The following is a 24,136-nucleotide window of genomic DNA, read 5'->3' as shown; positions in this document are numbered from 1 at the left end:
GTCAGTTCTGCGCGTTTCCAGGTGATCCGGGGTGCACTCCGTTGGTCGGCGTCGCATTGCCTCGCTGTCCGGCCTGTCCTCTGCGGGGCACACGCACGCGCTTTGCGCCCTCGGGAGGATTCAGCGGAAGGAGCTCACGAGGGAAGGGGCTCGTCGCCGCGGTTGACGACCAAGTGGGAGAACAGCGTCTCGACCCCGGCTGCGGCCTTCCGGTCAATCGCCCTTTGCCTCCGATCACGCCGCGCAGGAACCAGCGGCGACCTTCGAAGCCGATGAACCGGGCAGCTCGCCAGCCCTGCCTGCCGTCCTTCAGAGTGGTGGGCACCCGGGCGTGCAGCTCCTTGCCGAAGGGTCCGTCGACGTGCTTGGCCCGCCCCTTCTGCTTGACGACCGACTCCTCGATCTGGCTTCGGACGTGATCCCATGTTCCGCCGGACTTCGGCGCCGAGAAAGCCTGGACCTGCAGGCTGGCCTCGCCGATCCTGATAGTCAGCGACACGATCTTCTTCGACTTCTGGTCGATGTCCAGCCGTACCTGCTGGTTCTTCACTCCTGGCACCAGGAGCGAGCCGAAGTTGATGTATCCCTTCGTCGACGTCAGGTCCGAGACGTCGCGCGGTGTCCGTTCGGAGAGGATCGACGCTGCCCGCTGAGCACCTTCCTCCCCGGCGGCAAGCTGCTGAGGGTCCGGCGAGGACACCACATCTGCGTCATCGTCAGGACGCCCGGCATCAGCCTCTGTGATGTCCACCTGGTCGGCGGGGTCCTCGGCGTCGTGGGCGAGGGCCTCCCTGATGGTTGCGGGTTTGTTGGCCGAGTCTTTGCTCTTCCTGCCGAAAAGCGCCATGGTCTCTCCTTCGCTGTATGTCTCTGCCTGGCCGTTCTGTTCGGCCGTGAAGCGTGTGGTCAGCGTCCGCTGGAGCCAGAATCCGCCTGTTCCCCGCTCGCTGCCGGGCAGCTCCTCGACTGTCCTGAAGACTGCCTGGCCTACGCGCTGAAGCACCAGCTGGGCGATGCGGTCTCCGCGGGCCAAAGCCGCAGACTCTGCCCTGTCGGTGTTCAGGAGGAGGACCTTGATCTCACCGCGGTAGCTGGCATCGATCGTCCCTGGCGCGTTGACCAGCGCGATGCCGTGCTTGGCCGCAAGGCCGGAGCGCGGGTGGACGAGGCCTACCCACCCTGGGGGGATGGCGAGGGCAACGCCTGTCGGCACCATGCGCCGCTCCCCGGCTGCAGAACAATGTCTTCCGTGCTTCGGAGATCCGCGTAAGCGTCGCCCTCGGACGCATAGGAGGGCGGAGGAAGCTCAGAGTCCAGGAGGCGGAGCGGGACGTCGACGGCGTCGTACGGGGTGGTCACAGGAATGAGTCTACTGGCCGAGGCGAGCTGATCGTCGAGGAGATCGTCAGCGCCGGGCTCAGAGTGTGCCGGGCGATGCAGTCCGGCCGGACTCTGCCGCACCGGCGAGGGCCGATGCCAGAGCCTCGGGCTGGCGGGTGGATACGAGCCAGTACGGCGTCGGGTCCTTGGGATCTGTGATCTCGGCCGTCAGGACCGAGCCGATCCAGCCTCGCACGCACTGGTAGGACCGCGCGTCGAAGCCCGGTCCCAGCTGATTCCGGGCCGCGTCTCCGGTGTGGCCGACGATTCTGCCCAGGTGCTTCCGCTCGATGCGGGCGCGACCCGCGCGCAGATGCGTCTCTGTCACCTCCACCCGGGGTGGTGATGATGAGCGCAAAGACGCATAAGGCGATGCCTACGATCATCGCCAGGACGCCCCAGAACACATCGATCGGGAAGAAGATGGTCGAGAAGCTGGCCCCGATGATCACAGCTGCTGTCCAGAGCCACCAGGCTGGCCAGAGCTTCTCCGAGTAGATCGGGTCCTCGGGCATGGGTGCTCAGGCCTCGCAGTCGGCGCAGATCAGCACGCCGTTGCGCTCCACAGCCTGGGAGCGGTGGCGGACCAGGAAGCATGATCCGCAGGTGAACTCATCGGTCTGCGCAGGAAGGACGCGTACCTGGAGCTCCTCGTCGGAGAGGTCGGCTCCGGGCAGCTCGAATCCTTCCGCCGCCTCCGCTTCGTCCTCATCGACGACGGCGGACTGACGACTGCCGGAGCGGTTCTTCAGCTCCTCGATGGAGTCTTCGTTGGACTCGTCGTCGTTCTTGCGCGGCGCGTCGTAATCGGTAGCCATATCTGCTGCTCCACTCGTGAGTCCGGACGCCCCGCACAGGTCGGTGCACCGGTGGGGGACACTTCAGGTCGCACAGATTGTGTCTTATGAGCCGTGCAGGGACAAATCCATTCTGTCAGGGGCGAAATGAAGGGACGCCGGACGGCCTCAACCTCGGCTTGAGCGGCTCAGGTGTGGGCTGCGCTTGGCGGAGTATGGTGGCCCATCAGGACGGTCTGCCCGCGGAGGCGGCCGTGCCTACACCAGTTATTGCACGCCTTCATGGGGAGGTCCGTTCAGGATGCAGCAGCTCCGGATAGTCGGGGTCGAGTCGCAGCAGCGCCCCGGTCCTACTGCTCTCTGACAAGGACGGCGTCGAGTACAGCGTGGAGATCAGCGAAGCGCTCCGCGCAGCGGTGGGGGCACCGGCGCCCATCGTGCCGCGCGGGTTGAGGAGCCCGGAGCCTTCGGGCCTCGAGAGATCCAGGCGCGCCTCCGAGTAGCGCCTCTGTCGAGGAGGTCGTGGAGGCAAGCGGCCATGATCGTGAATATGTCATCCGCTTCGCAGGACCCGTGGCCGACGAGCGGGCCTTCCACGGTGCTCGAGCTCGAGCCGCTGTCATTGCCCGCAGCTCCTCATCGGAGAATCATCGACTGGCCTTCGGCGACGCTCCGGCGACGCTGGAGGCGATGGTGCGCGTGAGGCTGCGCGCAGTCGGCGCTCCCCTGGAACGGCTTCGTGGGACGCGTGGCGCCGGGAGGACGGTCTCTGGACGGTCAGCTGCGACTTCGATCTGGACCCGGCGACGGCTCACTCCGAGAGCGTGGGCGAGCAGCCGCCACCCTGTGGAGCTACGACCCGACCACCCGTGCCCTCCATCCTCAGAACAAGTGGGCTGAGGCGCTCTCCTCACTTCCTCGGGATGCCTCGCGCAGGCAGCCGGGCCGTCGACTGGCTGCCGTGGAGGAGCCTTTCGACGTCGATTCGGCGTCGGCTCCGGCTTCGCGCAGGGTTCCTGATGCGGGGGCAGGCCATGAGATGCCTGCAGGCGCGGACGCGGAGGACCTTCTGGACATTCTGCGCGCGCCGCGGACAGAGACTCGGCACCGACGAAGCCGCGGACGACAAACTGGCGACCCTCATCACGCGTGATGAGGAGGCGACTGAGGCGCCGCGGCTGCAGCCCGTCGAACCGGTGGAGGATGAGGATCCGGAGGAGCACGTCACCGAGACCCTCCCGGGCCTGGACGAGATCCAGCGACGGGGAGGGTCCGAAGAAGCTGGTGCGACTGAGGCCGAGACCGGCTCCGAGGCTGAAGTAGGCCTCAGGTGCTCAGGACGTCGACGCCTGGGGCTTCAGCTACGCAGATGATCAGGAGACGACTCCTGGAACGGCCCGGGGCGGACGCTGGTGCGGAGGCAGGCACGGAGGCGGACGACGCGCCGAAGCGGGGCCGGAGGAAGAGCCGTCGTCCTCGATGCCGAGCTGGGACGACATCCTCTTCGGCAGCAAATCAGACTGAGGCCGGTGGTCAGACGGGGGTCGTAGGGTCGAAGGTGCGGCCTGTGAGCTCCAGGAGAGGAACCTTCCTCTCCAGCTCTGTGAGCGATCCGTGCTGGCCGACCATCTCGCGCACTCCTTGGCCGCTGCGCCTCGTGTCGAAGAAAGCGATGTCATCGCGCGCCGCGATGATGACATTTCCGATGCGCGGCAGGGCCGTGTCGGTCACGGGGCCGAACCATCCCGCGTCGACGGCTTCCTGACGGGTGAGCACCCAGGCGGACTCTCCGAGGGCGCGGCGCCATAGGTCGGCGATCTGCCCCGGATCGGCGTGGGGAAGCGTGTGCAGGTACATCATCCGTGGGTCTCCGGCTGTGTGCTCGACTCCCCGAGCAGGTCCTCGCGCTCTGCGACGTCTATGCCCGCAGCGTGCGGCACGTCGACCATGCCGTGGTCCGCCGTCAGCAGCACGGTCGCCCTCTCGCCGAACCGCTGCGCCAGCTGCATGCTGAATCGCTCGGCCGCGGCGTTGAGTCCCTCAAGGTATTCGCGCCAGCGCGGTGAGGCTGTTCCTTCTCGGTGGCCTGTTCGGTCGAGCTCGTCGACGTAGAGGTACACCAGCAGCGGGGTGGCTAAGCCCGCGCCGAGTTCCCTGACTTCCGGTGCCCGCCGATCCAGTCGGCGGCGGCGGCGAATCGATGCTCGATGCGCTCAGCGCCCCGGAACTCTCCGCCTGAGAGTGATGCGCGGGTCAGCTGGGAGCTCCGGAACTGCGGCCGTGAGACGGTGAGGACCTCAGCCCCCGCGGACTGCGCCCTCTGGAGCACCGTGGGATGGGGCTGCCAGGATGAGGGGTCGAGGTCGTCGGGCCAGCCGCTGAGCATGTTGACCACGCGCCCCAGATGTGGGGCGTAGAGGTCGTAGCCGAGCATTCCTGTCTCCCCGGGGTGAGCCCTGTGCCGAGGGAGGTCAGTGAGACGGCCGTGGTGGCTGGAGCCCCCACATCCAGGGTTCGGGCGCTTCGGCCGCTTCGCCAGGCTGAGGCGAGAAAGCGTGCGTGCCCGGTGTGCCGAGCCAGGTTGTCGTCGCCGAGCCCGTCGACCATGACGACGACGGCGATGCTGGACTCGGGAACTCCGAGCCGGTTCTCAAAGCCCTCCACGCCCAGAGCAGCGGCTGCGGACGTCATGACGTGTCGCAGGTGGGCGCCGGCGTAGTCGGGCGGAGCCGGAAGTGCGGTGGCCATCAGCGGGTCTGGTGCACCTGGGCCCGCCGCAGGGCCCGGACGAACGCCCGGGCCTCCCGGACAGCTGTGTCGCCCTCGGCCGTAGAGGCGATGCGCAGGGTGATGTCCTCGGGAGACACGTTCCCTGTGTCGCCGTGATCAGCCATGCACTCCGGGTTGCCGCAGTCCGCAGGCATCGTGTCGAGCCGAGCGCCGCCGGACCAGTTCATCGTCAGTGTGACTTCGACCAGGCCTCGGTCCGGCCGGAAGTTCTGGGGGCTCCTGTGGACTTCGGAGAGGATCACTGAGCCCATTCGGGCCACCGGCACCACCTCTGTCGAAATGCGCGCCACAACCTCCCCGAGCTGCGTCTTCCGCCGTCGTCGTGGGCGAAGTTGGGATCTTCGTCGGCGTCGTGATCGTCCAGGTGTGCGACGACCACCACATTGTCGGCCAGGGCGAGCACGGTGATGTGGCGGTGGACCTCCTCCATATCGAAATGGGTGTCCACGTGAACGATCTGGTGGCTCGCTTCACGTCCGTCGAGAGCCTCGGCGACCGTGTGGTGCACCAGGTCGGGGTAGAAGCCGCCTCGATCGATAGCCTCTTTGAGGCTCCGGGTCAGAGTCATAGAGGCCATCGTATCGCCGCCGCTCGGCCCCGAGGATCTGCGCTGAGCAGAAAGGGCGCGCCAAGTTCGCTCCGGCAGGGGGCATTCTGGATAATGGCGGGGTGCTTCAGACCCGACCAGCCTCCTCCCCAGCCGCACGCTCCATGCGCATGGGAACGCCACGTTCCACCACCGCAACGCTGCCCTTCTCTCAGTGACGGAGGTTGAGGCGCCGGTCGTCGTATCGTCCAAGGATCTCGACGCACGCCTGGCCGACGCCCGCAAGCGGCTGAAGCTTCCGGCAGGACTGCTCCAGCGCGTCGCCGGGGTCCGGGCGCGGCGCAACTGGCGCAGCGATGACGAGGTCCGCACGGGCACCGTTGAGGCCGCGCGCCGAGCGCTGAAGGCGGCTGGGATATCCGGCGAAGACGTCTCCGTCATGATCAACACCTCGGTCACTCGGGAGCACTTGGAGCCATCGGTGGCGGTAGGCGTCCATCATGAGCTGGGCCTGCCGAGCTCCGCGATGAACTTCGACATCACGAATGCGTGCCTGGGCTTCGTCAATGCTATGACGCTGGGCAGCTCGCTGATCGATGCGGGCCAGGCGCGCTATGTCCTCATCGTGAATGGAGAGGACGCTCGCCGAGTGCAGGATGCCACGATCGAGCGCATCAACACCCTGGAGCACGTGGCCCGCGACGACTTCATGAAGGAGTTTGCGTCGCTGACGCTTGGGTGCGGCGCCGCCGCAGCGGTGATCGGGTAAGCGGACGAGCATCCGGAGGGTCACCGGATCAAGGGCGGAGTCACGCGTGCGGCCACGCAGCACCACGAGCTCTGCGTCGGCGACCATCGGGGTATGTTCACCGATGCCCGAGGCCTTCTTGAAGGCGGCCTGGAGCTGGTCATGGACGCCTGGGAGGACGCTCAGGAAGACTTCGACTGGAACGGCATGGATTCCTATGTGACCCATCAGGTCTCCCAGCTGCACACGTCGTCGATCATCAAGGCGGCGAAGCTGGACAAGAAGAAGGTGCCCGTCACCTACCCGGAGCTGGGAAACGTGGGGCCCGCATCCCTGCCGATCACGTTGGCGAGGGAGGAGGCCGCAGGCCGCCTGGAGAGGGCTCGCGCGTCCTCTGCATGGGGTAGGGTCGGGTCTCAACACAGCAATGGTCGAGATCGAATGGTGAGGCACTGATGGCGAGCTTCCCTGGTGGCGCAGCATTCCGGCTGCCTCTGCGCGGCTGCCCTTCAAGACGCTCACCGAGACTCCCTGCCGGGGCTCGACCCCGCCTGGTCGCGGCTCGTGACAGCCAAGACCGACGACGGGGAGCACACCTTCCACGTCCTTGACACGGGCCCTGAGCTCGCTGCCCGGGGATTGAGGCCACCGGCACCATCCTGGCTGTGCACGGCAACCCGACCTGGTCATACCTGTGGCGCAGCGTGCTGGCGGCGTCGCTGCAGCAGGCACGTCCCGGCCACGCGTGGAGAGTCATTGCGCCGGATCAGCTGGACATGGGGTTCTCCGATCGCCTCGAGCACACTGAGCCTCCCTCCGCCTTCGCCTCCGGGTATCGGCGTCTCGAGGAGCGGCTGGGGATCTTGACGGGCTCATGGACGAGCTCGACGTCGACGTCTCACATCCCTTGGTGACCCTCGGCCACGACTGGGGCGGAATCATCTCCTTGGGTTGGGCCGTCCGGCACAGCAACGTGGTCGACGCCGCCGTCTCGCTCAATACTGCGGTCGATCACCCCTCGGGCGAACCGGTTCCATGCGCGCTGAGGGCGGCAATGTCCCCTGCGGTGCTTCCTTCGGCCACCGTGCTCACAGATGCGTTCCTGCGCACGACGTTGGCCCTCGCCGCACCTCAGGGATCGGCCAAGGGGCTTCCTCCGGAGGTGGCTGCCGCGTACCGCTCCCCTATGTCTCCCGACTGGGTCGAGGCGGCATCGGAGGATTCGTGGCCGATATTCCGGCGCTGGCGGCACACAGCTCCAGGACGGTTCTTGAGGAGATCTCCAGCGGTCTGAGCGCCTGGGACAAGCCGACGCTTCTTCTGTGGGGGCCCAAGGATCCCGTCTTCCGGGATCGCTATCTCGCCGACCTGCGTGAACGCGTCCCGCACGCTGACCTTCACCGCTATGAGGGTGCGAGCCACCTTCTCATCGAGGATCGAGACCTGACCGGCCCGCTCTTTCAATGGTTGGGGATGTCTTCGGCGCATCTCACGCACCGGCTGAGCAGCGCCAGTCCCCTCCCCGGCAGGTGAGGTCACCCCGCTCCACCACCAGCTGACTGAGCTGACGTTCACGTGGCGCCGCACCGAGCCTGCTGCGGTCGACATGACTCGCAGCGGCGAATCCGTGACCTGGGGTGAGCTTAGGGAGAAGGTTGAGGCTCTGGCCGTCGGCCTGCACGAGCAGGGTGTTCGACGCGGGGACCGTGTGTCGCTGCTGGTGCAGCCCGGCAACGATCTGACCGTCATTCTGTATGCCCTGCTCCGCCTCGGGGCGGTGGCTGTGGTTGCTGATGCTGGGCTCGGAGTCAAGGGTCTGACGCGGGCAGCACGCAGTGCGCGCCCCGCGTGGGTGATCGGTGCGCGACCGGGTCTGGCGGCCGCGCGTGCGCTGGGCTGGCCGGGCCGCAGGATCAGTGTGTCGGCCCTGTCCGACCGCCAGTCCGCCCTGCTGGGCACTGAAGCGTCCGTGGAGAGGCTGCTGCGACGTCACGCCGGCGCGCTTCTGGATCAGGTGCCGCGTCCTGAGCCCAGCGATGACGCCGCGATCCTCTTCACCTCCGGCTCAACAGGGTAGAGCCAAGGGCGTGCGATACACCCATGCGCGGCTCGGTGCTCTGGTGGCCCTGCTTCGTCAGACCTTCGACGTGAAGCCGGGCGCCTCGCTGATTGCAGGCTTCGCTCCCTTCGCTCTGCTGGGTAAGCCATCAGGGCCACCTCGGTGACGCCGGACATGTCGGTGACCAAGCCCGCGACTCTGACCGCGTCTGCGGTGGCTGATGCTGCCCTGGTAAGCGAGGCGACGATGTTCTTCGGATCCCCTGCGGCACTGCGGAATGTGGTGGCGACTGCCGGCGACCTGTCGGCGAAGCAGACCAAGGCGCTGAGGCACATCAGGCTTGTCCTTTCGGCGGGCGCACCCGTGCACCCGGACATTCTCGACTCGGTGCAGAGCATCTTCCCCTCAGCGGAGATTCACACCCCTACGGCATGACCGAGGGTCTGCTCAAGCGGACATCACGCGCGATGAGGTGCACGAAGCGATGTCCACAGGCCAAGTAGGCGTCTGTGTGGGCCGACCGGTGAAGGGCGTCCGCTTCGCCGTGGCGGCTTTGGATGAGCTGGGGAGGCCCTCTGAGGAGCTCAGCGCCCCGAGGATGCCGTCGGCGTATTGGGCGAACTGGTGGTCTCCGCCGCTCACCTCAAAGCGGGCTACGACAGGCTGTGGCACACCGAGCGTCGGTCGTCCCGCGATGACGCCGAGGGCTGCGCTGGCATCGCACGGGCGACGTCGGCCACGTCGACGCAGCTGGTAGGCTGTGGATCCAGGGCCGCCTGCAGCATGTGATGACGACAGCCGAGGGTCCCTTCGGCCCCGGCGTGGTGGAGACCCCGTCGATTCGTTGGACGGCGTCGCCCGCTCGGCCACGGTCGGGGTGGGGCCCGAGGGCGCCCAAGCTGTCGCAGTGATCGTGGAGCCGGAGTCCGGCGCCTCTCTCTCGTATGGGTCCTCGCCTCTGGCCTCGCCCGAATTCTCAGCCCGCGTGCGCGAGATTTCCCCCTCGCGGTCTCTGCGGTGCTGGTGGTCGAGGAGCTTCCACCGACATCAGGCACAACTCGAAGATCGAACGCGGAGTCCTCGCAGAGTGGGCCGAACGGGTCCTGGCGGGAGAGAAGGTGGGTTCGCCATGAGTCCGGCATTTGCTTCTGAGCTGCCTGTGGGCTCCCGAGTGCTGGTGACCGGCGCTTCGGGGCTGCTGGGACGCAGCGTCGCCCGTGGGCTCATCGAAGCGGGCTTTGAGGTGCGGACGTTCCAGCGGTCCGCGTCCGGCGTCGATGGGGCCGAGGACGTCCGAGGTTCGCTGACAGAGCCGGTCGATGTGGCGTCTGCTGTCCACGGCCAGGACGCTGTGGTCCATATGGCGGCCAAGGTGTCGGTCTCCGGCAAGCACGAGGACTTTGAGAACGTCAATGTTCGCGGCACGGACACACTCTTCGAGGCTGCCTGGGGCGCCGGGGTGGAGCACGTGCTGCACGTGTCCTCCCAAGTGTGGCGCATGCCGGTTCGTCGCTGATCGGGGCCGAAGCAGGGCGCCCGGATCCTGAGCATGCTGAGGGAAGCTACGCCGTGACGAAGGCGCAGGCTGAGCTGATCGCCGAGTCCTACGCCGAGGTGGGCATGAAGGTGCTGGTTCTGCGTCCTCACCTGGTGTGGGGTCCCGGCGACGGTCAGCTCACCAAACGGATCGTCGATCGTGCGCGCTCAGGAAGGCTTCCGCTGCTCGGCACGGGCGCGCCGCTGGTGGACACCCTGTACATCGACAATGCCGTGGATGCGTTCGTCGCGGCCTCCGACGCCTGCCGCAGATTGCCAAGGGGCCGGTGGAGGACCGCAGGCTTGTCGTCACCAACGGCGAGCCGCGGCCGATCGGTGAGCTTCTGGCGGGCATCGCCCAGGCCGGTGGCGCGAAGGCTCCCTCTATGAGGGTTTCGCTAAGCTGCGGCGAAGGCTGCTGGCTGGGTGGTCGAGAAGCTGTGGGCTGCCACGGGTCCGCACGCCGATGAGCCGCCTATGACCCGTTTCCTTGCTGAGCAGCTCTCCACAGCACACTGGTTCGATCAGCGACGCACGCGTGCGATCCTGGACTGGACGCCGCAGATCACCCTCGACGAGGGGCTGGAGCGCCTGGCCCGTCATGTGCGGCGAACTGGGCAGGTCCTCTGATCCTCAGGCCGTGACGAGGATTCCGTCCTCGTCGCTCCACAGCGTTGCTCCGGGACGGAACGTCACGCCTCCGAAGCTGAGGACCGAGTCCGCTTCTCCTACGCTCTGCTTGGCCGACTTCCTCGGATTGGTGCCGAGCGCACGGACTCCTATCGTCAGCTGCGACAAGGCGGTTTTGTCCCGCACCGCACCGTTGATGACCACTCCAGTCCAGCTGTTCGCCAGCGCGGCCTCGGCGATCATGTCCCCATCAGGGCAGACTCGAGCGACCCGTCTCCGTCGACCACCAGCACGGCGCCGTCACCCGGACCGTTGAGGATGGACTTCAGCAGGCCGTTGTCGCGATAGCAGCGCACGGTGCGGATCGGGCCGGTGAAGCGCTGCAGACCTCCGAGGTTCTGCATCTGCAGGGCAGGGACTGCAGGGATTCGTCCTCATCGTAGAGGTCGCAGGTGCTGAAGTCTGAGTTCATGGCTTCCCTTCTCGACGTCTTTGTCGTACCCCGCATATTACATACGACGCTCAGTATCTGGAGATCACCCGGCGTGGAGAATCGGTGCGCTGGTCCGGCTCGCGCAGGTGCACCGACGCGTGAAGAACACGGACCCCCTCCGGCGAGGCCAGCAGAGGAGTGAGCTCCAGTCGCGAGACTTCCGAGTGGTTGTCCTTCAGCGAGGCGATGCGCTGAACCACGTCCTTGACTGACTCCATGTCCACGCGGGGCAGTCCGCGGTGGCCTGTCAGCTTGACTGCGGCCTTCGGTCCTGTGACGAGCTGGTCGAGGTCCTGATCGGTCATCGGAGGGACTGCGTACGCCCAGTCCTGGAGCAGGTCGGACGCATCGCCCGACATGCCGAATGACACAACGGGTCCGATGAGCGGGTCCTCGAGTCCACGGACCGTGCAGGCCTGCCCGGTGGGAGCCATCGCCTGAACCTCCAAGTCAGGCTCATCGGCAGCATTCGATCCTGTCAGCGGCGCCAGTGTGCGGCGCATCTCGACGACAGCGCGACGCAGGTCCGCCTCGTCCTCCAGTCCGAGCTGGACTCCCCGAGGTCGAGCCGCTGCCTCAGGTACGGATGCGTCGTCTTCAGGGCCACAGGGAACCCGATTCGGCGGGCGGCATCGCAGGCCTCGTCAGCTGTGGCCACCCGGGCTGCACCCATGAGCTCGATTCCGTAGAGGCCGAGGAGCTCCTGCGTCTGCTTCTGATCGAGCAGGGTCTCCCCCTCTGCAGGGACCCAGTCGGCGATGAGTGCCTCTGCCGCGCGGTAGGCCGCCGAACCCTCCAGCCCCTCGGGCACGACGGGCTCGCCGACTCCGCGCTCGCGCCAGGTGCGGTAGGCCGCGATCTTGCTGAGCACAGTCACCGAGCGTGTAGGCGAGGAGAAGACAGGGACTCCCTGCTGCAGGGCACCGTCTTCGATGACGGGTCCGGCGTTGCCGATGAAGTTCAGAGGCACATGCGGATCAGTGACCCCGATGAGGACATGACCATGGGCTTCGTCTGCTGACGTGCTACGTCGGAGATGGCGCGATAGAAATCATGCTGCGCGCCGGGGATGGTGGGCTGCAGGCAGAGCGCCACCGCGTCGACTGAGTCGTCGTCGAACTGCGCCTGCAGCGCCTGCTGAAGGGCGGCTCGAGCCTCGTCCTCAGTGCCTTCGATGCACAGGTCCGGGTCCACGCGGGTGGGGTCGAGCCCTTCGGCTTCGGCGGAGTCGGCCAGAAGTCGGCCCATGGAGGGCGAGTTGGTGAGGATGCCGAGTCGCGGGTAAGCGGGTATGGGCTGAGTGGCGAGCACTTGGAGCACGTCCATGAGCGAGTCGCTGTTGGCTGTCTGGATGACGCCCGAGCGTTCGAGCATGGCGTCGACTGCCGCGGGCGGCGCCGCGGTGGTGCGTGTCTCATGGCCGGGAGGCACCCGCACACCCATCAGCTCCGACTTTGAGACGACCACGGGTTTCGCCTGCGAGAGTCGTCGGGCGATTCGCACGAATTTTCTCGGGTTGCCGAAGGATTCGAGGTGGATGCCTACGGTGCGTGTGGCTGAGTCGTCTTCGAAGTGCTGCATGGCGTCGTTGCCGGATACGTCGGCCCTGTTGCCTGCCGAGATCGCCGATGTCACACCCAAAGAGCGTCTTTGAGCCTGAGCTATGAGGGAGAGGCCCATGGACGCCGATTGGCTGAAGATTCCGGCTCCTCCGCGGATGGGCATCTGAGGCAGCCGCGAGGCGTTGAGCCGCACGTCGGGGTCAGTGCTGATCAGTCCCATGGACGCCGGGCCGACCAAGCGCATTCCGTAGCTGCGCGCCAGCCGGACGAGTTCGCGCTGATGGTCTCCGCTGGTCTCCGTCACGATCAGCACGCCTTTGACGCGGCCCGGCCGCAGTCGGTGACGGCGGCGATCATCCGGTCAGGCTCGGCGGCGATCACCGCGAGATCAATCTTTGGCTCAATGTGGTCCAGCATCGAACGCGACGACGCATCGTCGTCAGTTCGTTCGTACGCTTCGGGGCTGACCGAGTGCACGCCGCCTGTGAACCGTGCCTCCATGAGGTGATGGAGGAGGTGGTAGCCCACGGAGCCGTAGAGCCGGGAGCTGCCGATCACCGCGACCTGCTGCGGATTCAGCAGCTGAGCCACGCTCTGAGCCTCGGCCCGATGCTCCCGTGCTTCCATGACCTGGCGGGAGCGGTCATTGGGATCGATGCTGAAGCCGACGAGTATGACGTCCTCCTCGAAGCTGCGATCGATCTCGTAGCCCGCCTCATGGAACACGGAGAGCATCTTCCGGTTGGCGGGGAGGACTTCCGCTGAGAAGCGGGTGAGTGCGCGCTCTCGGCCTGCCGCGGCGAGGTGCTCCAGAAGGATGGAGCCCACGCCCCGCCCCTGGTGCGCGTCGGAGATGTAGAAGGAGACTTCTGCCTCGTCAGTGGAGCCGATGCGGTCATAGCCGCCCACACCGATGATGTCGCTTTCGCCGGAGCGGTCAGCCACCAGAACGACCAGGCAGACCCGATCCGCATGGTCGACGTCGGTGAATCGCTCCAGCTCAGCAGCTGAGAGGCTCGGCTTGTAGGAGAAGTAGCGCAGGTATCGTGACGACTCCGACTGCTCCGCGTGCATCCGCTGAAGCCGCGGGGCATCCTCCTCCCAGACAGGGCGCAGCTGCGCCGCAGCGCCGTCGCGCAGGACGACATCGGCCTCCCAATGGGCCGGATATCCACGCCGAGCTGCCGTTGAACCCATACGATCAACTGTAGCCGCCGCCGCCGCGGCGTCATCGTCTGCGATGATCGAACACGCCGAACCTGAGGGATCTGAAGCACCAGCCTATGGCCCGCCGCAGCACTGAGACCGCACCCCGGTGACCCCGGAAGACAACATCACCGACATCGACGTCTCTTCGGAGATGGAGACCTCATTCCTCGAGTACGCGTACTCGGTGATCTACTCAAGGGCCCTTCCCGACGCAAGGGACGGCCTGAAGCCGGTGCAGCGCCGCATCCTGTACATGATGTCCCAGATGGGTCTTCGCCCCGAGAAGGGTCATGTGAAGTCGGCGAGGACCGTCGGTGAGGTGATGGGCAAGCTCCATCCCCACGGCGATTCCGCCATCTATGACGCTCTGGTGCGCATGGCGCAGTCCTGGGCGCTGCGCCTGCCGCTGGTGGACGGCCACGGCAACTTCGGGTCCCTGGATGACGGCCCGGCCGCTTCGCGCTACACCGAAGCGCGTATGGCTCCCGCTGCCCTGGCGATGACCGCGGACCTCGATGAGGATGTCGTGGACTTCGAGCCCAACTACGACAATCAGCTCACGCAGCCGTCTGTTCTTCCCAGCGCATTCCCCAACCTCCTGGTCAACGGGGCCAGCGGCATCGCTGTGGGCATGGCGACGAACATGGCCCCGCACAATCTCCGGGAGGTGGTGTCGGGGCCAAGCACCTCATCCTTCACCCCGAGGCGACGCTCGAAGAGATGATGGAGCTGATCCCCGGCCCGGACTTCCCCGGAGGCGGACGCATCGTCGGCCTGAACGGCATCCGAGATGCTTACAGGACGGGGCGAGGGTCCTTCAAAGTCCGCTCGAAGACGCGTATTGAGCAGGTCTCCCCCGGCGAACCGGCATCATCGTCGATGAGCTTCCCTACATGGTGGGGCCCGAAACGGTGATCGAAAGGTCAAGGAGGCGGTGCAGGCCAAGAAGCTCGCGGGGGTGTCGGATGTTCTGGACCTGACGGACCGCAAGCACGGACTGCGCATGGTCATCGAGCTCAAAGTGGCTTCAATCCCCAGGCGGTCCTCGCGCAGCTGTACAAGCTCACGCCTCTGGAGAACAGCTTCGGCATCAACAATGTGGCTCTGGTGGACGGGCAGCCTCGCACCATGGGCCTGCTCGAGCTGCTGCAGGTCTACGTGGATCACCGCATCGACGTGGTCCGGCGTCGCACAGCGTTCCGCCTCTCCAAGCGACGGGACCGTCTGCATCTGGTCGAAGGGCTGCTGATCGCCATCGTGGACATCGATGAGGTCATCCAGATCATTCGTGCCGCTGAGGACGGACCTACGGCGAAGCAGCGGCTCATGACGGTCTTCGATCTCTCCGAGGCGCAGGCTGAGCACATCCTGGAGCTGCGGCTCAGGCAGCTCACTCGCTATTCGACTCTCGAGCTGGAGAAGGAGAAGCAGCGGCTTGAGGAGGAGATTGCACACCTCGCCGCGATCTTGGACTCTGAGGAGGTCCTGCGGACCACTGTGGCTGACGAGCTCGACAGCATCGCCGACAAGTACGGCGACGAGCGTCGGACTGAGCTGGTGGAGACGGAGGACGCGGAGCCTGTGCCTGCTCTCACATGCGGCCAAGGGTGAGGATCCTGAAGCCGCGCTGCGGATCCCGGACGCTCCGTGCTGGGCTGTGCTCTCCACCTCCGGCATGCTCGCTCGCACCGCTGATCGTGCGCAGCTGGTGCATCCGGGACGGCGCAGAAAGCACGACGCGCTGAGCTCGCTGGTCCCGGCGACCGCTCGTGGGGCAGTCGGCGCCATCACCACGGCAGGTCGGATGATCAGGCTCTCTGTGATGGACATGCCCGTTCTGGAGGTTGCAGGCGGCACCATCAGCCTGAACCAGGGCGGAAAGGCGAAGGACTATTTCAGCCTGGCGCGCGGGGAGCAGGTGGTCGGGCTCGTGCCGCTTGAGAAGGTCTTGGCGGTGGCCACGGCCCAGGGGCGCATCAAGCGGATCAATCCTGACTACCCGGCTAACCGGGATGAGTGGGAGGTCATTGCCCTGAAGGAGAAGGACACGGTGGTGGCTGCCGTCCCGTCCGCTGATGAGTCCGACCAGATGGTTCTGATCACTGCGGGCGCTCAGCTGCTCAGATTCGGCGCCGACAAGGTTCGTCCCCAGGGGCGCACCGGCTCGGGCATCGCGGGCATCAAGCTCGCGCCGGGCGACGAGGTGATCGGCTTTGGCGCCATCCCCGCTGCCGTGGCCGATGCTCCCGGTGCCGCGGTGGTGGTGACGGCGGCAGCCGGTGACGGCACCCTGGAGGGCCTGGAGAGCGGGACGATCAAAGTGTCTGAGCTTTCTGAGTTCCCCATCAAGGGCAGGGCGACGGGAGGTGTGCGGGCACATCGGTTCCTGCGCGGCGAGGAGCGCCTGATGCTCGGCGCGGCCGTTCTTGCGGCTCCTATGGCTGCGGACAGCTCGGGCTCCGCGCGCACACTCCCGGCGGAGATGGCCAGGCGCGACGCTTCGGGCGTGGCTCTGGAGCAGCGGATCACCGCGGTGGCGTCGAGTCCTGAGGCGCTCTCATCGGTCTATGCCCCGAGGCATAGGTAACATTCGACACACTTTTACTACAGAGCGTAGAAGAATGGTGATTTCAGCAGTATCGTAGTAGTGCGTTGCTGAAAGGAGCACCGAATGATGGCCAGTCTCGGCGAACTTGAGCGTCAGGTGATGACATTGCTGTGGGACACGGGCTCCCAGCTGTCGGCCAACGATGTGCGTGATGAGCTGGATGACGCCCTCGCTGTCACCACAGTCCTCACGGTGCTTTCCCGTTTGGAGAAGAAGGGCCTCGTCCGGCGTGACCGCGGGTCTCGCCCCCACCGCTACACGGCAGAGGCTTCACGCGAGGACCACACCGTGGAGATGCTCAACGAGGTGCTCGGCCAGGCCGGTGACCGCGAAGCGGTCCTCGCTCGGTTCATCGGTGGCGTTTCGGAAGAGGAAGCGGCTGCGCTGCGCCGCATTCTGAGCTGACGCACGGCCCTCACCTCAGCAGATAGAATCTTCGCTCAGTGGAGATTCTTGCCCTTGGCCTCGCCCTTCTAGCCGTTGCCCTTGCTGTGCCCGTTCCTATGCTCCTTCATGAGGCGCTTAGCCAGGGCACGCTCTCCATGGGTCTGGATGGTGCTCTGGCAGGCTATTGCGCTGAGCGGCGGACTGTCCATGGTGGGCTCGCCGATCATCTACGGGCTCTCGCCGTTCGGATCATCGTTCCCGGAGGCAGTTGGGACTGCGGTCGAGGCTGACCACCGCAGAGGACTACGAGGCCCTGGCGGCCATGGATGTCCACCCCTGGCACATCTTCGCTCTCTGCCTGGGCCTTGTGCTGGGGGCCATCTGCTGCTGACTCTGGCCCGGACGTTCTACCGGGTGCGCAGGGCCCGAGCGCGTCACCGCCAGATGGTTCAGCTCCTCTCGACGCCGCTGCGCTCCCCTCCTTCGGAGAGATGACGAGCGTTCCCGACTTCGATGCCCAGGTGATCGAGCACGACGCTCCCCTGGCCTACTGCCTTCCCGGGCGGACGAACGCTTAAGCTCGGTGACTGTGCTCTCGCGAGGCCTCCTGGACCAGCTCACCGATGCTGAGCTTGCCGCGGTGGTCGCGCATGAGCGGACGCACCTTCGTCAGCGGCACCACCTGCTGACCATGGCCTTTGAGGCGTGGTACCGCGCTCTCCCTGGCTTCCGACGACCCGCTACGGTCGTGAGGCCGTTCTGGAGCTCACCGAGATGCTGGCCGACGACGGTGCGTTGGCCGAGCACGGCAGTGATGTGCTTCTGCGGTCCATTGCCACCACAAGCACCTCAGGCGACGGAACGCGGGCCGATCTTCAGCCAGGCGCTTCGGGACTCATCACCGGCATCAGGCTGCAGCGGCTGCTCACGCGGCCCCGTCCTCTGGCGTGGCCTGCGTCAGTAAACCTGCTTGCGGTGAGCGCTCTGCTTCTCGTGGGGCCGACGACGCTGATCCTTGTCAGCTGACTGCACAGTCTGGCGGAGGCTCTAGTGATCGGGGCTGTCGGACTGCTTTCGTTCGTACCGCCAGGCGAAAAGACCGATCACGGTCCATATGACGGCGAAGAGGCTCAGAAACACCGGGGCGAAGCTGAGCCCCAAGTCAGGGTGAGGTTCAGGAGCACCATTCCGAGCGCCCCCAGCCCGAAGAGGACCGCGAGGGTGAACAGGCGCCGCACTTGGCTCTCTTGGGGCGGGGCTGCTGCGTCATGATGATGTCTCAGGTGTTGTTGGCCAGGAAGTCCTCAGCGCCGCCCACCAGCTCCGTATGGGCCTGCTCGAGACCCTCTCGGTTCACGATGGAGGCGATCTCGGCCGCGAACTCCTCAACGGTGTAGAGGCGGTAAGCCGCGTCGCGGCGGGCTTCGAGAGCGCCGGGCTGTGCCCGATCAAGGAGGGTCGCAGTGATGGTGCCTTCGATCATGTCGCCGGAGACCACTGTCAGCGAGACGCCCTTCTCATCGAGCTCAGGCGTCATCTCCCGGAGGGCATCCTCACCAGCGCGCTTGGAGCGGGCCACGGGCTCGTATGCGTCCATCGTTGCTGTCTGGTTGATGAAGTGGGCCTGGTGGCTGGTGACGAACACAATCTGGGAGCCGCGCGGCATGACCTCAAGTGCGGTGCGCACCAGGTTCACCTGCGCATCGCGGTTGAGCATGAGCGCGTAGTCCTCACCCCGGTCGGACTCCATGCCCCGGACGCGTTGAGGATGAGCAGGTCGAGACTGCCGAAGTTTTCGACGGCCGCGTCGACAAGAGCCTGTGCTCCCTCGGCCTCGGTGATGTCGGCCTGGACCGGGACCGCGCGGCCGCCTAAGCCTCCTCAATGCCCTTGACAACCTTCTTGGCGCGCGGCGCCTTGGCGCGATAGTTGACGACAACGCCTGCGCCGCGCTCTGCCACGAGCTGAGCGGTGGCGGCGCCGATGCCGCGGGAGGAGCCGGTGATGACGGCTCCCCTGCTTAAGCGAGATCCTGTGAAGTCATGCGATCAGTCCTTTCGAGATTCTGTCAGTGACCCATGCCGAGGCCGCCGTCGACCGGGATGACGGCCCCGCTGATGTAGGCGGCGTCGTCGGAGCCGAGCCAGGCGACAACTTTGGCGACCTCTTCGGCTTCGGCGAACCGTCCGGCAGGGATGGACTCCAGGTATTTCTTCTGGGTGTCCTCGTCCAGTGCATCAGTCATGTCCGAGCGGACGAATCCGGGCGCCACCACGTTGGCTGTGATTCCGCGGCCGCCCAGCTCTCGAGTCAGGGACCTGGCCATGCCCACCAGGGCCGCCTTGGAGGAGGCGTAGTTGATCTGCCCGGGCGTGCCGTAGAGGCCCACGACGGAGCCGATCAGCACGATTCGCCCCTTCTTCTGCTTCAGCATGCCCTTATTGGCGCGCTTGACGACGCGGAAGGCTCCGGTGAGGTTGGTGTCGAGAACCTCGGAGAAGTCGTCCTCGCTCATACGCATCAGAAGCGTGTCACGAGTGATGCCCGCGTTCGCAACCAGGACCTCGACTGGACCGTGGGCCTCCTCGACCTGTTTGAAGGCGGTGTCGATGCTCGCAGAGTCGGTCACATCTGCTGCGACCCCGAGGGCTCCCTCCGGGGCTTCGCCGCTGCGTGTGGTGACGGCGACCTTGTCGCCGTTGGCGATGAAGGCTTCGGCGATCGCCCGGCCGATGCCGCGATTTCCGCCGGTGATCAGTATGGATCGATCGCTCATGTGTCTCCTGCTTCGTGTCTGCCGGTCTGCCGGTGCTCACCCTATCGGGGCCGCAGGGGTGAGCGGTAGAATAGGACGGATGTCAGAACCCGTTTACTCCGTCACCGACGCGCCGATGCGCCACAGTGTGGAGCAGAGATCACGGATGGTGGCTTACACCGTCCAGATGAGCCTGCGCATGGTGTGCTTCCTGCTCGCGGGTCTTACAGCGGTGGTCTGGCAGTCATGGTGGGCCGCCGTCTTCGTCGTCGCAGCCATTATTCTGCCCTACACCGCGGTGGTCGGCGCCACGGCCAGCGGGGATCGGTACCTCAGGGCTGCCCGCGAAGGCGTTGATCCGCAGCGGCAGCTGACCGCGGAGCATGAGGAGCCCGAGGATGAGCCCCGCCAATGGTGGGAGGAGCAGCCCGAGGAGCCCGTGGGCGTGCAGAGCGGGGACACAGTCATTGAAGGTGAGATCGTTTCCGGCGAGGTGGAGAGGGTGAGCCGTAATGGATCTGCTGGGCTCCCTCTCGTCTGGCGCTGAAGGCCCTCAGGCGCCGGAATGCTCCCGCAAGGGATGCCGCGAATCTGCCGCGTGGAAGGTTCTGTGGAACAACCCCAAGATTCACGACGCAGAGCGTCGCAAAGTATGGCTTGCATGTGGCGAGCATAGGGAATGGCTGGAGCAGTTCCTGCAGGCTCGGCTGTTCTGGCGATCCACTGAGCCGCTTGAGGCTGAGCCGTCCCAGGCTGTCCAGGGACTCAGGAGTGACGGACTTTCGTCAGCGGTATTCGTTCTTGGCCTCACCCACCTGGATCGGGTGGTTCGCGGTCTGCATCCTCTTCATGGTGGTCTGCTACTTCTTGGGCCAATGGCAGTGGGACCGCAGAGATGCCGCATTGGATGAGATCGGGACCATCCAGGCCAACTACGATCAGGACCCCATTTCCTACTCAGAGGCCCGGGACATCTTCGCCTCTGCTGATGAGGACGATGAGTGGAAGAGCGTGGAGCTCGTCGGCGAGTATCTGGCGCAGGACCATCTCTTCGCCCGCAACCGTGCGAACTCCGGGCAGGTCGGCTACGAGCAGGTCGTGCCCTTCCGTGAGGCCTCGACGGGTGACGTGGTGATCATTTCCCGGGGCTGGCTTGCCCCGGGAAGCGAGGACGGATCGCTGCCTGCGTCAGAACCCTGAGCCGCCGAGCGGGCAGGCCGAGGTGACGGTGCGGATCAAGCCCGGCGAGCCTGAGATCGGCCGTGATGCGCCCGAGGGCCAGCTGGCGTCCATCGAGCCTGACGAGATTGAGGATCAGGTCGGCTACAGCGTCATGGGCGGCGCCTACGGAGAGATGTCATCGGAGTCTCCGCAGTAAGCTGAGCAGCCCCGAGGGTTCGCTCGTCCCAGCGTGGATGAGGGACCGCACCTGGGCTATTCGATGCAGTGGATCGCGTTCGGAATGCTCAGCTTTGTCGGCTGGGGCTATGCGGCCCGTCTGCAGGCCCGGAGCAATGACGTGGCCTATGCGGAGGAGGACGACGGTGAGCTGCCTGCGGGCATACCTAAGCGTGAGGTTCTCAGGCGCGCACGGGCCGAGCGGATGCGTCAGCAGGGACGCCTGACGGATGAGGATGCCGAAGACGCCTGGGTCGACGAGCATATGGCGGGCCGGTGAGGACGGGCCTCACTCCAGCTGGATGAGGTCCTCGTACTCCGCTGTGTAGAGGTCTTCGACGCCGTCGGGAAGCAGCACGACGCGTTCGGGGTCGAGCGCTTCAACGGCACCGGGGTCGTGGGAGATGAGGACGACCGCGCCTTCGTAGGTCCGCAGCGCCGCGAGGATCTCTTCGCGGGAGGCTGGGTCGAGGTTGTTGGTCGGCTCGTCGAGCAGCAGCACGTTGGCCCTGGAGGCCACGAGCGTGGCCAGGGCCAGGCGCGTCTTCTCGCCTCCTGAGAGCACTGACGCCGCTTTGCGGTGTCGTCCCCGGAGAAGAGGAAGGATCCGAGGATCTTTCGCTGATCTGTGTCGTTGAGGAACGGTGCTGCCGTCTTCATGTTCTCCAGCACGGAGCGCTCGGTGTCGAGGGTGTCGTGCTCCTGGGCGAAGTATCCGAGCTTGAGCCCGTGACCGGAGATGATGTTCCCGGTGTCGGGCTCGGCGGTTCCTGCGAGCAGCCGCATGAGCGTTGTCTTGCTTAAGCGCCGTTGTATCCGAGGATGACGACGCGTGAGCCGCGGTCGATGGCCAGATCGACTCCGGTGAAGATTTCGAGGGAGCCGTAGGACTTCGAGAGAGATTCCGCCATGAGCGGGGTCTTGCCGCAGGACTGGGGCTCTGGGAAGCGGATTTTGGCGACCTTGTCGGTGGCCCGCTCTCCTTCGAGGCCGCGCATCATGCGCTCAGCGCGCTTGAGCATGGATTGGGCGGCAGTGGCTTTGGTCGCGGTGGCCTTCATCTTGTCGGCCTGCTGCCGCAGCTGGGAGGCCTTCTTCTCCGCGTTGGCGTATTCGCGCTTGCGCCGGGATTCGTCCTGCTCACGCTGGACGAGGTACTTCTTCCAGCCCATGTTGTAGACGTCCACCGTTTGGCGCATGGCGTCGAGGTACAGAACCTTATTGACGGTGTCTTCGATGAGGTCGACGTCGTGGGAGATCATCAGCACTCCGCCGGGAAGTTTTTGATGTGTTCGCGCAGCCACGTGATGGAGTCGGCGTCGAGGTGGTTGGTGGGCTCATCGAGCAGCAGCGTCTCGGCTTGGGAGAACAGGATGCGGGCGAGCTCGACGCGTGGCGCTGACCGCCGGAGAGCGTGTGCAGCGGCTGGGTGAGGATGCGTTCAGGGAGGTCGAGGTTGGCGCAGATGGTTGCTGCTTCGGCCTCGGCGGCGTACCCCCGCCTGCCTGGAATTCGTCCTCGAGCCGGGCGTAGCGCTTCATGGCCTTCTCTTGGACGGCCCCGTCCTCTGAGGCCATGCCCTTCTCTGCCTCACGCAGCTTCGTGGTGACCTGGTCGAGGTTTCGGGCCGAGAGGATGCGCTCGCGCGCGAGCTGGTCCATGTTCTCGACCTTGGGGTCCTGGGGCAGGTACCCGATCTCTCCGCGGCGTTCGACTGTGCCGTCGGTGGGCTGCCCGGCTCCGGCGAGGATGCGGGTCATGGTGGTCTTTCCCGCCCCGTTTCGGCCGACGAGACCGACTTTGTCCCCTGCGTCGATCCGGAAGGAGACCTCGTCCATGAGCAGGCGCGCGCCGACGCGCAGTTCGAGGTTGGACACGCTGATCAAGGGTTCTGCTCCAAGGGGTTGTTGAGGGTGCGGGAGGCCCGTGTCAGTGTACCGGGCTGGGGTTGGTGCGTTCCGGGCACGACAGCGGCCCGGTCCCTGTCGGGAGCCGGGCCGCATGTGCGCGGTTTCAGTGTGAGGCGTGGAGCCTGATCAGATGTTGAATCCGAGGGCCCGCATCTGCTCGCGGCCGTCGTCGGTGATCTTCTCGGGGCCCCATGGCGGCATCCAGACCCAGTTGAGCCGCCATTCGTCGACCATGGTGCCGATGTTCTGCCCGACCTGCTCCTCGAGCACGTCCGTGAGGGGCATGCGGCGGTGGTGAGTGTCATGTCGATCACCAGCGCGCCGTCCTCCTCGTAGCGGAGGCCGTAGAGCAGTCCGAGGTCTACGATGTTGATGCCGAGCTCGGGGTCGATGACGTCTTTGAGCGCCTCTTCGACGTCCTCAAGCGGCGCCTGTGTTGCGGTGTCAGTCATGTACCGCTCCTTTCTCTGCATTCAATCCTGCGCGTCATAACGATGTCGCACAAGGGTTGATTCCTCGTTGAGGGAAATCAGGCGGCTGCGAGGAACCGGTCGTAGCCGTTGGCTTCGAGCTCGTCTGCCAGCTCGGGGCCTCCCTGCTCGGCCACTCGACCGTCCACGAAGACGTGGACGTAGTCGGGCTTGATGTAGTTGAGGATGCGCGTGTAGTGGGTGATCAGCAGCGTGCCCATGCTGTTGCTCTCGTGGGCGCGGTTCACGCCTTCGGAGACCACGTGCAGGGCGTCGATGTCGAGGCCTGAGTCCGTTTCGTCCAGGATGGCGAACTTGGGCTTGAAGAGCTCCAGCTGGAGGATCTCCACGCGCTTCTTCTCACCGCCGGAGAAGCCTTCGTTGACGTTTCGGTTGGCGAAGTCGGCATCGATCTTGAGCTTCTCCATGGCGTCCTTGACCTCTTTGGTCCAGGTGCGCAGCTTGGGCGCTTCGCCTTCGATGGCGGTCTTGGCGGTGCGCAGGAAGTTGGTCATGGTGACACCGGGAACCTCCACGGGGTACTGCATGGCCAGGAAGAGTCCTGCCTGGGCCCGCTCGTCGGGTCCCATCTCCAGGACGTCCTCACCGTCTAGGGTGATGGAGCCGGAGGTGACCTCGTACCGGGGTGGCCTGCGATGGTCGAGGCCAGGGTGGACTTGCCGGAGCCGTTGGGCCCCATGATGGCGTGCTTCTCACCTGAGGTGATGCTCAGGGTGACGCCCTTCAGGATCTCTTTGGAGCCCTGCTCGGTCTCGATGGAAACGTGGAGGTCCTTGATCTCAAGGGTAGACATGTGAGTGTCCTTTTCTGTGTCTGGGCAGTGTGCGGGCGACCGG

Annotated in this window: 29 protein-coding genes and 12 pseudogenes; 20 read left to right on the top strand and 21 right to left on the bottom strand. The window is 65.8% G+C overall.

Annotated elements, in window-relative coordinates:
• Position 1: 1 nt before the first annotated feature.
• The 5 genes and pseudogenes from K0H76_RS11475 to K0H76_RS11455 all read right to left on the bottom strand — a co-directional run bounded on the left by K0H76_RS11475 (position 2) and on the right by K0H76_RS11455 (position 2,613).
• A complete protein-coding gene (locus K0H76_RS11475; RefSeq protein ID WP_258935396.1) occupies positions 2-847 on the bottom strand; it encodes a DUF3710 domain-containing protein in 846 nt (281 codons plus the stop codon).
• Positions 848-925: 78 nt separating this feature from the next.
• Positions 926-1,365 (bottom strand): annotated as a pseudogene (gene dut, locus K0H76_RS11470) (dUTP diphosphatase); the annotation flags it as partial.
• 52 nt (positions 1,366-1,417) lie between these two features.
• Positions 1,418-1,895, bottom strand: a pseudogene (locus K0H76_RS11465) (DUF3093 domain-containing protein).
• Positions 1,896-1,901: 6 nt separating this feature from the next.
• Positions 1,902-2,198: a DUF4193 domain-containing protein gene (locus tag K0H76_RS11460; protein WP_146341739.1), complete on the bottom strand. Its 297-nt coding sequence runs from the start codon at positions 2,196-2,198 to the stop codon at positions 1,902-1,904.
• Positions 2,199-2,457: 259 nt separating this feature from the next.
• Entirely contained in the window at positions 2,458-2,613 is a 156-nt protein-coding gene (locus K0H76_RS11455; protein ID WP_258933071.1) for a hypothetical protein, read from the bottom strand.
• A gap of 86 nt (positions 2,614-2,699) precedes the next feature.
• On the opposite strand from K0H76_RS11455, the gene K0H76_RS11450 reads away from it, so the two are divergent.
• Both K0H76_RS11450 and K0H76_RS11445 read left to right on the top strand, forming a co-directional pair.
• The gene (locus K0H76_RS11450; protein ID WP_258933070.1) at positions 2,700-3,077 is read left to right on the top strand and encodes a hypothetical protein; all 378 of its coding nucleotides are present in this window, start codon (positions 2,700-2,702) and stop codon (positions 3,075-3,077) included.
• A 23-nt stretch (positions 3,078-3,100) separates the two neighbouring features.
• On the top strand, positions 3,101-3,550 hold the full coding sequence (locus tag K0H76_RS11445) for a hypothetical protein (protein WP_258933069.1): 450 nt from the start codon (positions 3,101-3,103) through the stop codon (positions 3,548-3,550).
• 160 nt (positions 3,551-3,710) lie between these two features.
• On the opposite strand, the gene K0H76_RS11440 is transcribed toward K0H76_RS11445, so the two are convergent.
• From K0H76_RS11440 to K0H76_RS11415, 6 genes and pseudogenes are all read right to left on the bottom strand, one after another.
• Complete coding sequence (locus K0H76_RS11440) at positions 3,711-4,037, bottom strand: hypothetical protein (protein ID WP_258933068.1); 327 nt, start codon at positions 4,035-4,037, stop codon at positions 3,711-3,713.
• The gene (locus K0H76_RS11435) at positions 4,034-4,297 is read right to left on the bottom strand and encodes an alkaline phosphatase family protein (protein WP_258933067.1); all 264 of its coding nucleotides are present in this window, start codon (positions 4,295-4,297) and stop codon (positions 4,034-4,036) included. The genes K0H76_RS11440 and K0H76_RS11435 overlap by 4 nt, the downstream gene beginning before the upstream one ends.
• 14 nt (positions 4,298-4,311) lie before the next feature.
• Positions 4,312-4,611, bottom strand: coding sequence for a hypothetical protein (locus K0H76_RS11430; protein ID WP_258935493.1), 300 nt, complete (start codon positions 4,609-4,611; stop codon positions 4,312-4,314).
• Between the two features lie 68 nt (positions 4,612-4,679).
• Positions 4,680-4,784: pseudogene (locus K0H76_RS11425) on the bottom strand (hypothetical protein); the annotation flags it as partial.
• Between the two features lie 140 nt (positions 4,785-4,924).
• A complete protein-coding gene (locus tag K0H76_RS11420) occupies positions 4,925-5,218 on the bottom strand; it encodes a DUF5998 family protein (protein WP_258935395.1) in 294 nt (97 codons plus the stop codon).
• Positions 5,206-5,535, bottom strand: a complete 330-nt coding sequence (locus tag K0H76_RS11415; protein ID WP_258933066.1) for a DUF5998 family protein — start codon at positions 5,533-5,535, stop codon at positions 5,206-5,208. The genes K0H76_RS11420 and K0H76_RS11415 overlap by 13 nt, the downstream gene beginning before the upstream one ends.
• 193 nt (positions 5,536-5,728) lie before the next feature.
• On the opposite strand from K0H76_RS11415, the gene K0H76_RS11410 reads away from it, so the two are divergent.
• The 8 genes from K0H76_RS11410 to K0H76_RS11375 all read left to right on the top strand — a co-directional run bounded on the left by K0H76_RS11410 (position 5,729) and on the right by K0H76_RS11375 (position 8,756).
• Positions 5,729-6,283, top strand: coding sequence for a hypothetical protein (locus tag K0H76_RS11410; protein ID WP_258933065.1), 555 nt, complete (start codon positions 5,729-5,731; stop codon positions 6,281-6,283).
• 93 nt (positions 6,284-6,376) lie between these two features.
• Positions 6,377-6,718 (top strand): hypothetical protein, encoded by a 342-nt coding sequence (locus K0H76_RS11405; RefSeq protein ID WP_258933064.1) that lies wholly within the window; start codon positions 6,377-6,379, stop codon positions 6,716-6,718.
• Between the two features lie 209 nt (positions 6,719-6,927).
• A complete protein-coding gene (locus K0H76_RS11400; protein WP_258933063.1) occupies positions 6,928-7,176 on the top strand; it encodes a hypothetical protein in 249 nt (82 codons plus the stop codon).
• On the top strand, positions 7,137-7,556 hold the full coding sequence (locus K0H76_RS11395; protein ID WP_258933062.1) for an alpha/beta fold hydrolase: 420 nt from the start codon (positions 7,137-7,139) through the stop codon (positions 7,554-7,556). The genes K0H76_RS11400 and K0H76_RS11395 overlap by 40 nt, the downstream gene beginning before the upstream one ends.
• Positions 7,487-7,795: an alpha/beta hydrolase gene (locus K0H76_RS11390; RefSeq protein ID WP_258935492.1), complete on the top strand. Its 309-nt coding sequence runs from the start codon at positions 7,487-7,489 to the stop codon at positions 7,793-7,795. The genes K0H76_RS11395 and K0H76_RS11390 overlap by 70 nt, the downstream gene beginning before the upstream one ends.
• Before the next feature lie 73 nt (positions 7,796-7,868).
• A complete protein-coding gene (locus tag K0H76_RS11385; RefSeq protein WP_258933061.1) occupies positions 7,869-8,339 on the top strand; it encodes an AMP-binding protein in 471 nt (156 codons plus the stop codon).
• Positions 8,340-8,349: 10 nt separating this feature from the next.
• Positions 8,350-8,487 (top strand): hypothetical protein, encoded by a 138-nt coding sequence (locus tag K0H76_RS11380; protein WP_258933060.1) that lies wholly within the window; start codon positions 8,350-8,352, stop codon positions 8,485-8,487.
• Positions 8,484-8,756 carry a hypothetical protein gene (locus K0H76_RS11375; RefSeq protein WP_258933059.1) on the top strand — a complete coding sequence of 91 codons (273 nt, stop codon included), beginning with the start codon at positions 8,484-8,486 and terminating at the stop codon, positions 8,754-8,756. Before K0H76_RS11380 ends, K0H76_RS11375 begins: the two co-directional genes overlap by 4 nt.
• A 12-nt stretch (positions 8,757-8,768) precedes the next feature.
• On the opposite strand, the gene K0H76_RS11370 is transcribed toward K0H76_RS11375, so the two are convergent.
• Positions 8,769-9,191: a hypothetical protein gene (locus K0H76_RS11370; RefSeq protein WP_258933058.1), complete on the bottom strand. Its 423-nt coding sequence runs from the start codon at positions 9,189-9,191 to the stop codon at positions 8,769-8,771.
• A 259-nt stretch (positions 9,192-9,450) separates the two neighbouring features.
• Here K0H76_RS11370 and K0H76_RS11365 point away from each other — a divergent pair.
• Positions 9,451-10,487: pseudogene (locus K0H76_RS11365) on the top strand (NAD-dependent epimerase/dehydratase family protein).
• Positions 10,488-10,490: 3 nt separating this feature from the next.
• Here the strand turns inward: K0H76_RS11365 and rraA are convergent.
• From rraA to K0H76_RS11345, 4 genes and pseudogenes are all read right to left on the bottom strand, one after another.
• Positions 10,491-10,959: pseudogene (gene rraA / locus K0H76_RS11360) on the bottom strand (ribonuclease E activity regulator RraA).
• 50 nt (positions 10,960-11,009) lie between these two features.
• Positions 11,010-11,791 (bottom strand): annotated as a pseudogene (locus K0H76_RS11355) (acetate--CoA ligase family protein).
• A 149-nt stretch (positions 11,792-11,940) separates the two neighbouring features.
• Positions 11,941-12,855: a hypothetical protein gene (locus K0H76_RS11350; protein ID WP_258933057.1), complete on the bottom strand. Its 915-nt coding sequence runs from the start codon at positions 12,853-12,855 to the stop codon at positions 11,941-11,943.
• Complete coding sequence (locus K0H76_RS11345) at positions 12,849-13,739, bottom strand: GNAT family N-acetyltransferase (RefSeq protein WP_258933056.1); 891 nt, start codon at positions 13,737-13,739, stop codon at positions 12,849-12,851. The genes K0H76_RS11350 and K0H76_RS11345 overlap by 7 nt, the downstream gene beginning before the upstream one ends.
• 163 nt (positions 13,740-13,902) lie before the next feature.
• Between K0H76_RS11345 and K0H76_RS11340 the strand changes: the two are divergent.
• From K0H76_RS11340 to K0H76_RS11325, 4 genes and pseudogenes are all read left to right on the top strand, one after another.
• Positions 13,903-16,338 (top strand): annotated as a pseudogene (locus K0H76_RS11340) (DNA topoisomerase IV subunit A).
• Positions 16,339-16,425: 87 nt separating this feature from the next.
• The gene (locus K0H76_RS11335) at positions 16,426-16,764 is read left to right on the top strand and encodes a BlaI/MecI/CopY family transcriptional regulator (protein ID WP_146342033.1); all 339 of its coding nucleotides are present in this window, start codon (positions 16,426-16,428) and stop codon (positions 16,762-16,764) included.
• Between the two features lie 250 nt (positions 16,765-17,014).
• Positions 17,015-17,137: a hypothetical protein gene (locus K0H76_RS11330; RefSeq protein ID WP_258933055.1), complete on the top strand. Its 123-nt coding sequence runs from the start codon at positions 17,015-17,017 to the stop codon at positions 17,135-17,137.
• A gap of 314 nt (positions 17,138-17,451) precedes the next feature.
• Positions 17,452-17,772, top strand: a complete 321-nt coding sequence (locus tag K0H76_RS11325; protein ID WP_258933054.1) for a hypothetical protein — start codon at positions 17,452-17,454, stop codon at positions 17,770-17,772.
• Between the two features lie 253 nt (positions 17,773-18,025).
• Here the strand turns inward: K0H76_RS11325 and K0H76_RS11320 are convergent.
• Positions 18,026-18,752: pseudogene (locus K0H76_RS11320) on the bottom strand (SDR family oxidoreductase).
• 62 nt (positions 18,753-18,814) lie between these two features.
• Positions 18,815-19,522: a 3-oxoacyl-ACP reductase FabG gene (gene fabG / locus K0H76_RS11315; RefSeq protein WP_258933053.1), complete on the bottom strand. Its 708-nt coding sequence runs from the start codon at positions 19,520-19,522 to the stop codon at positions 18,815-18,817.
• 79 nt (positions 19,523-19,601) lie between these two features.
• Here fabG and K0H76_RS11310 point away from each other — a divergent pair, with 79 nt between their 5' ends.
• The 5 genes and pseudogenes from K0H76_RS11310 (at position 19,602) to K0H76_RS11290 (ending at position 21,179) form a co-directional block, all read left to right on the top strand.
• On the top strand, positions 19,602-20,048 hold the full coding sequence (locus K0H76_RS11310; protein WP_258933052.1) for a DUF3099 domain-containing protein: 447 nt from the start codon (positions 19,602-19,604) through the stop codon (positions 20,046-20,048).
• Positions 20,014-20,238 (top strand): annotated as a pseudogene (locus K0H76_RS11305) (acetone carboxylase); the annotation flags it as partial. The gene K0H76_RS11310 and the pseudogene K0H76_RS11305, both read left to right, overlap by 35 nt.
• A gap of 34 nt (positions 20,239-20,272) precedes the next feature.
• Complete coding sequence (locus K0H76_RS11300; protein WP_258933051.1) at positions 20,273-20,701, top strand: SURF1 family protein; 429 nt, start codon at positions 20,273-20,275, stop codon at positions 20,699-20,701.
• A gap of 28 nt (positions 20,702-20,729) precedes the next feature.
• Positions 20,730-20,879 (top strand): hypothetical protein, encoded by a 150-nt coding sequence (locus K0H76_RS11295; RefSeq protein ID WP_258933050.1) that lies wholly within the window; start codon positions 20,730-20,732, stop codon positions 20,877-20,879.
• Positions 20,880-20,912: 33 nt separating this feature from the next.
• Positions 20,913-21,179 carry a SurA N-terminal domain-containing protein gene (locus K0H76_RS11290; RefSeq protein WP_258933049.1) on the top strand — a complete coding sequence of 89 codons (267 nt, stop codon included), beginning with the start codon at positions 20,913-20,915 and terminating at the stop codon, positions 21,177-21,179.
• Positions 21,180-21,188: 9 nt separating this feature from the next.
• Here the strand turns inward: K0H76_RS11290 and K0H76_RS11285 are convergent.
• From K0H76_RS11285 to sufC, 3 pseudogenes are all read right to left on the bottom strand, one after another.
• A pseudogene (locus tag K0H76_RS11285) lies at positions 21,189-22,785 on the bottom strand (ATP-binding cassette domain-containing protein).
• Between the two features lie 150 nt (positions 22,786-22,935).
• Positions 22,936-23,261 (bottom strand): annotated as a pseudogene (locus K0H76_RS11280) (metal-sulfur cluster assembly factor).
• A gap of 77 nt (positions 23,262-23,338) precedes the next feature.
• Positions 23,339-24,093: pseudogene (sufC, locus tag K0H76_RS11275) on the bottom strand (Fe-S cluster assembly ATPase SufC).
• Between the last annotated feature and the right edge of the window lie 43 nt (positions 24,094-24,136).

It is taken from the genome of Nesterenkonia pannonica (assembly GCF_019575955.1).
In the GTDB taxonomy this organism is placed as follows: domain Bacteria; phylum Actinomycetota; class Actinomycetes; order Actinomycetales; family Micrococcaceae; genus Nesterenkonia; species Nesterenkonia pannonica.
This window is presented reverse-complemented; position numbering and strand designations above follow the sequence as displayed.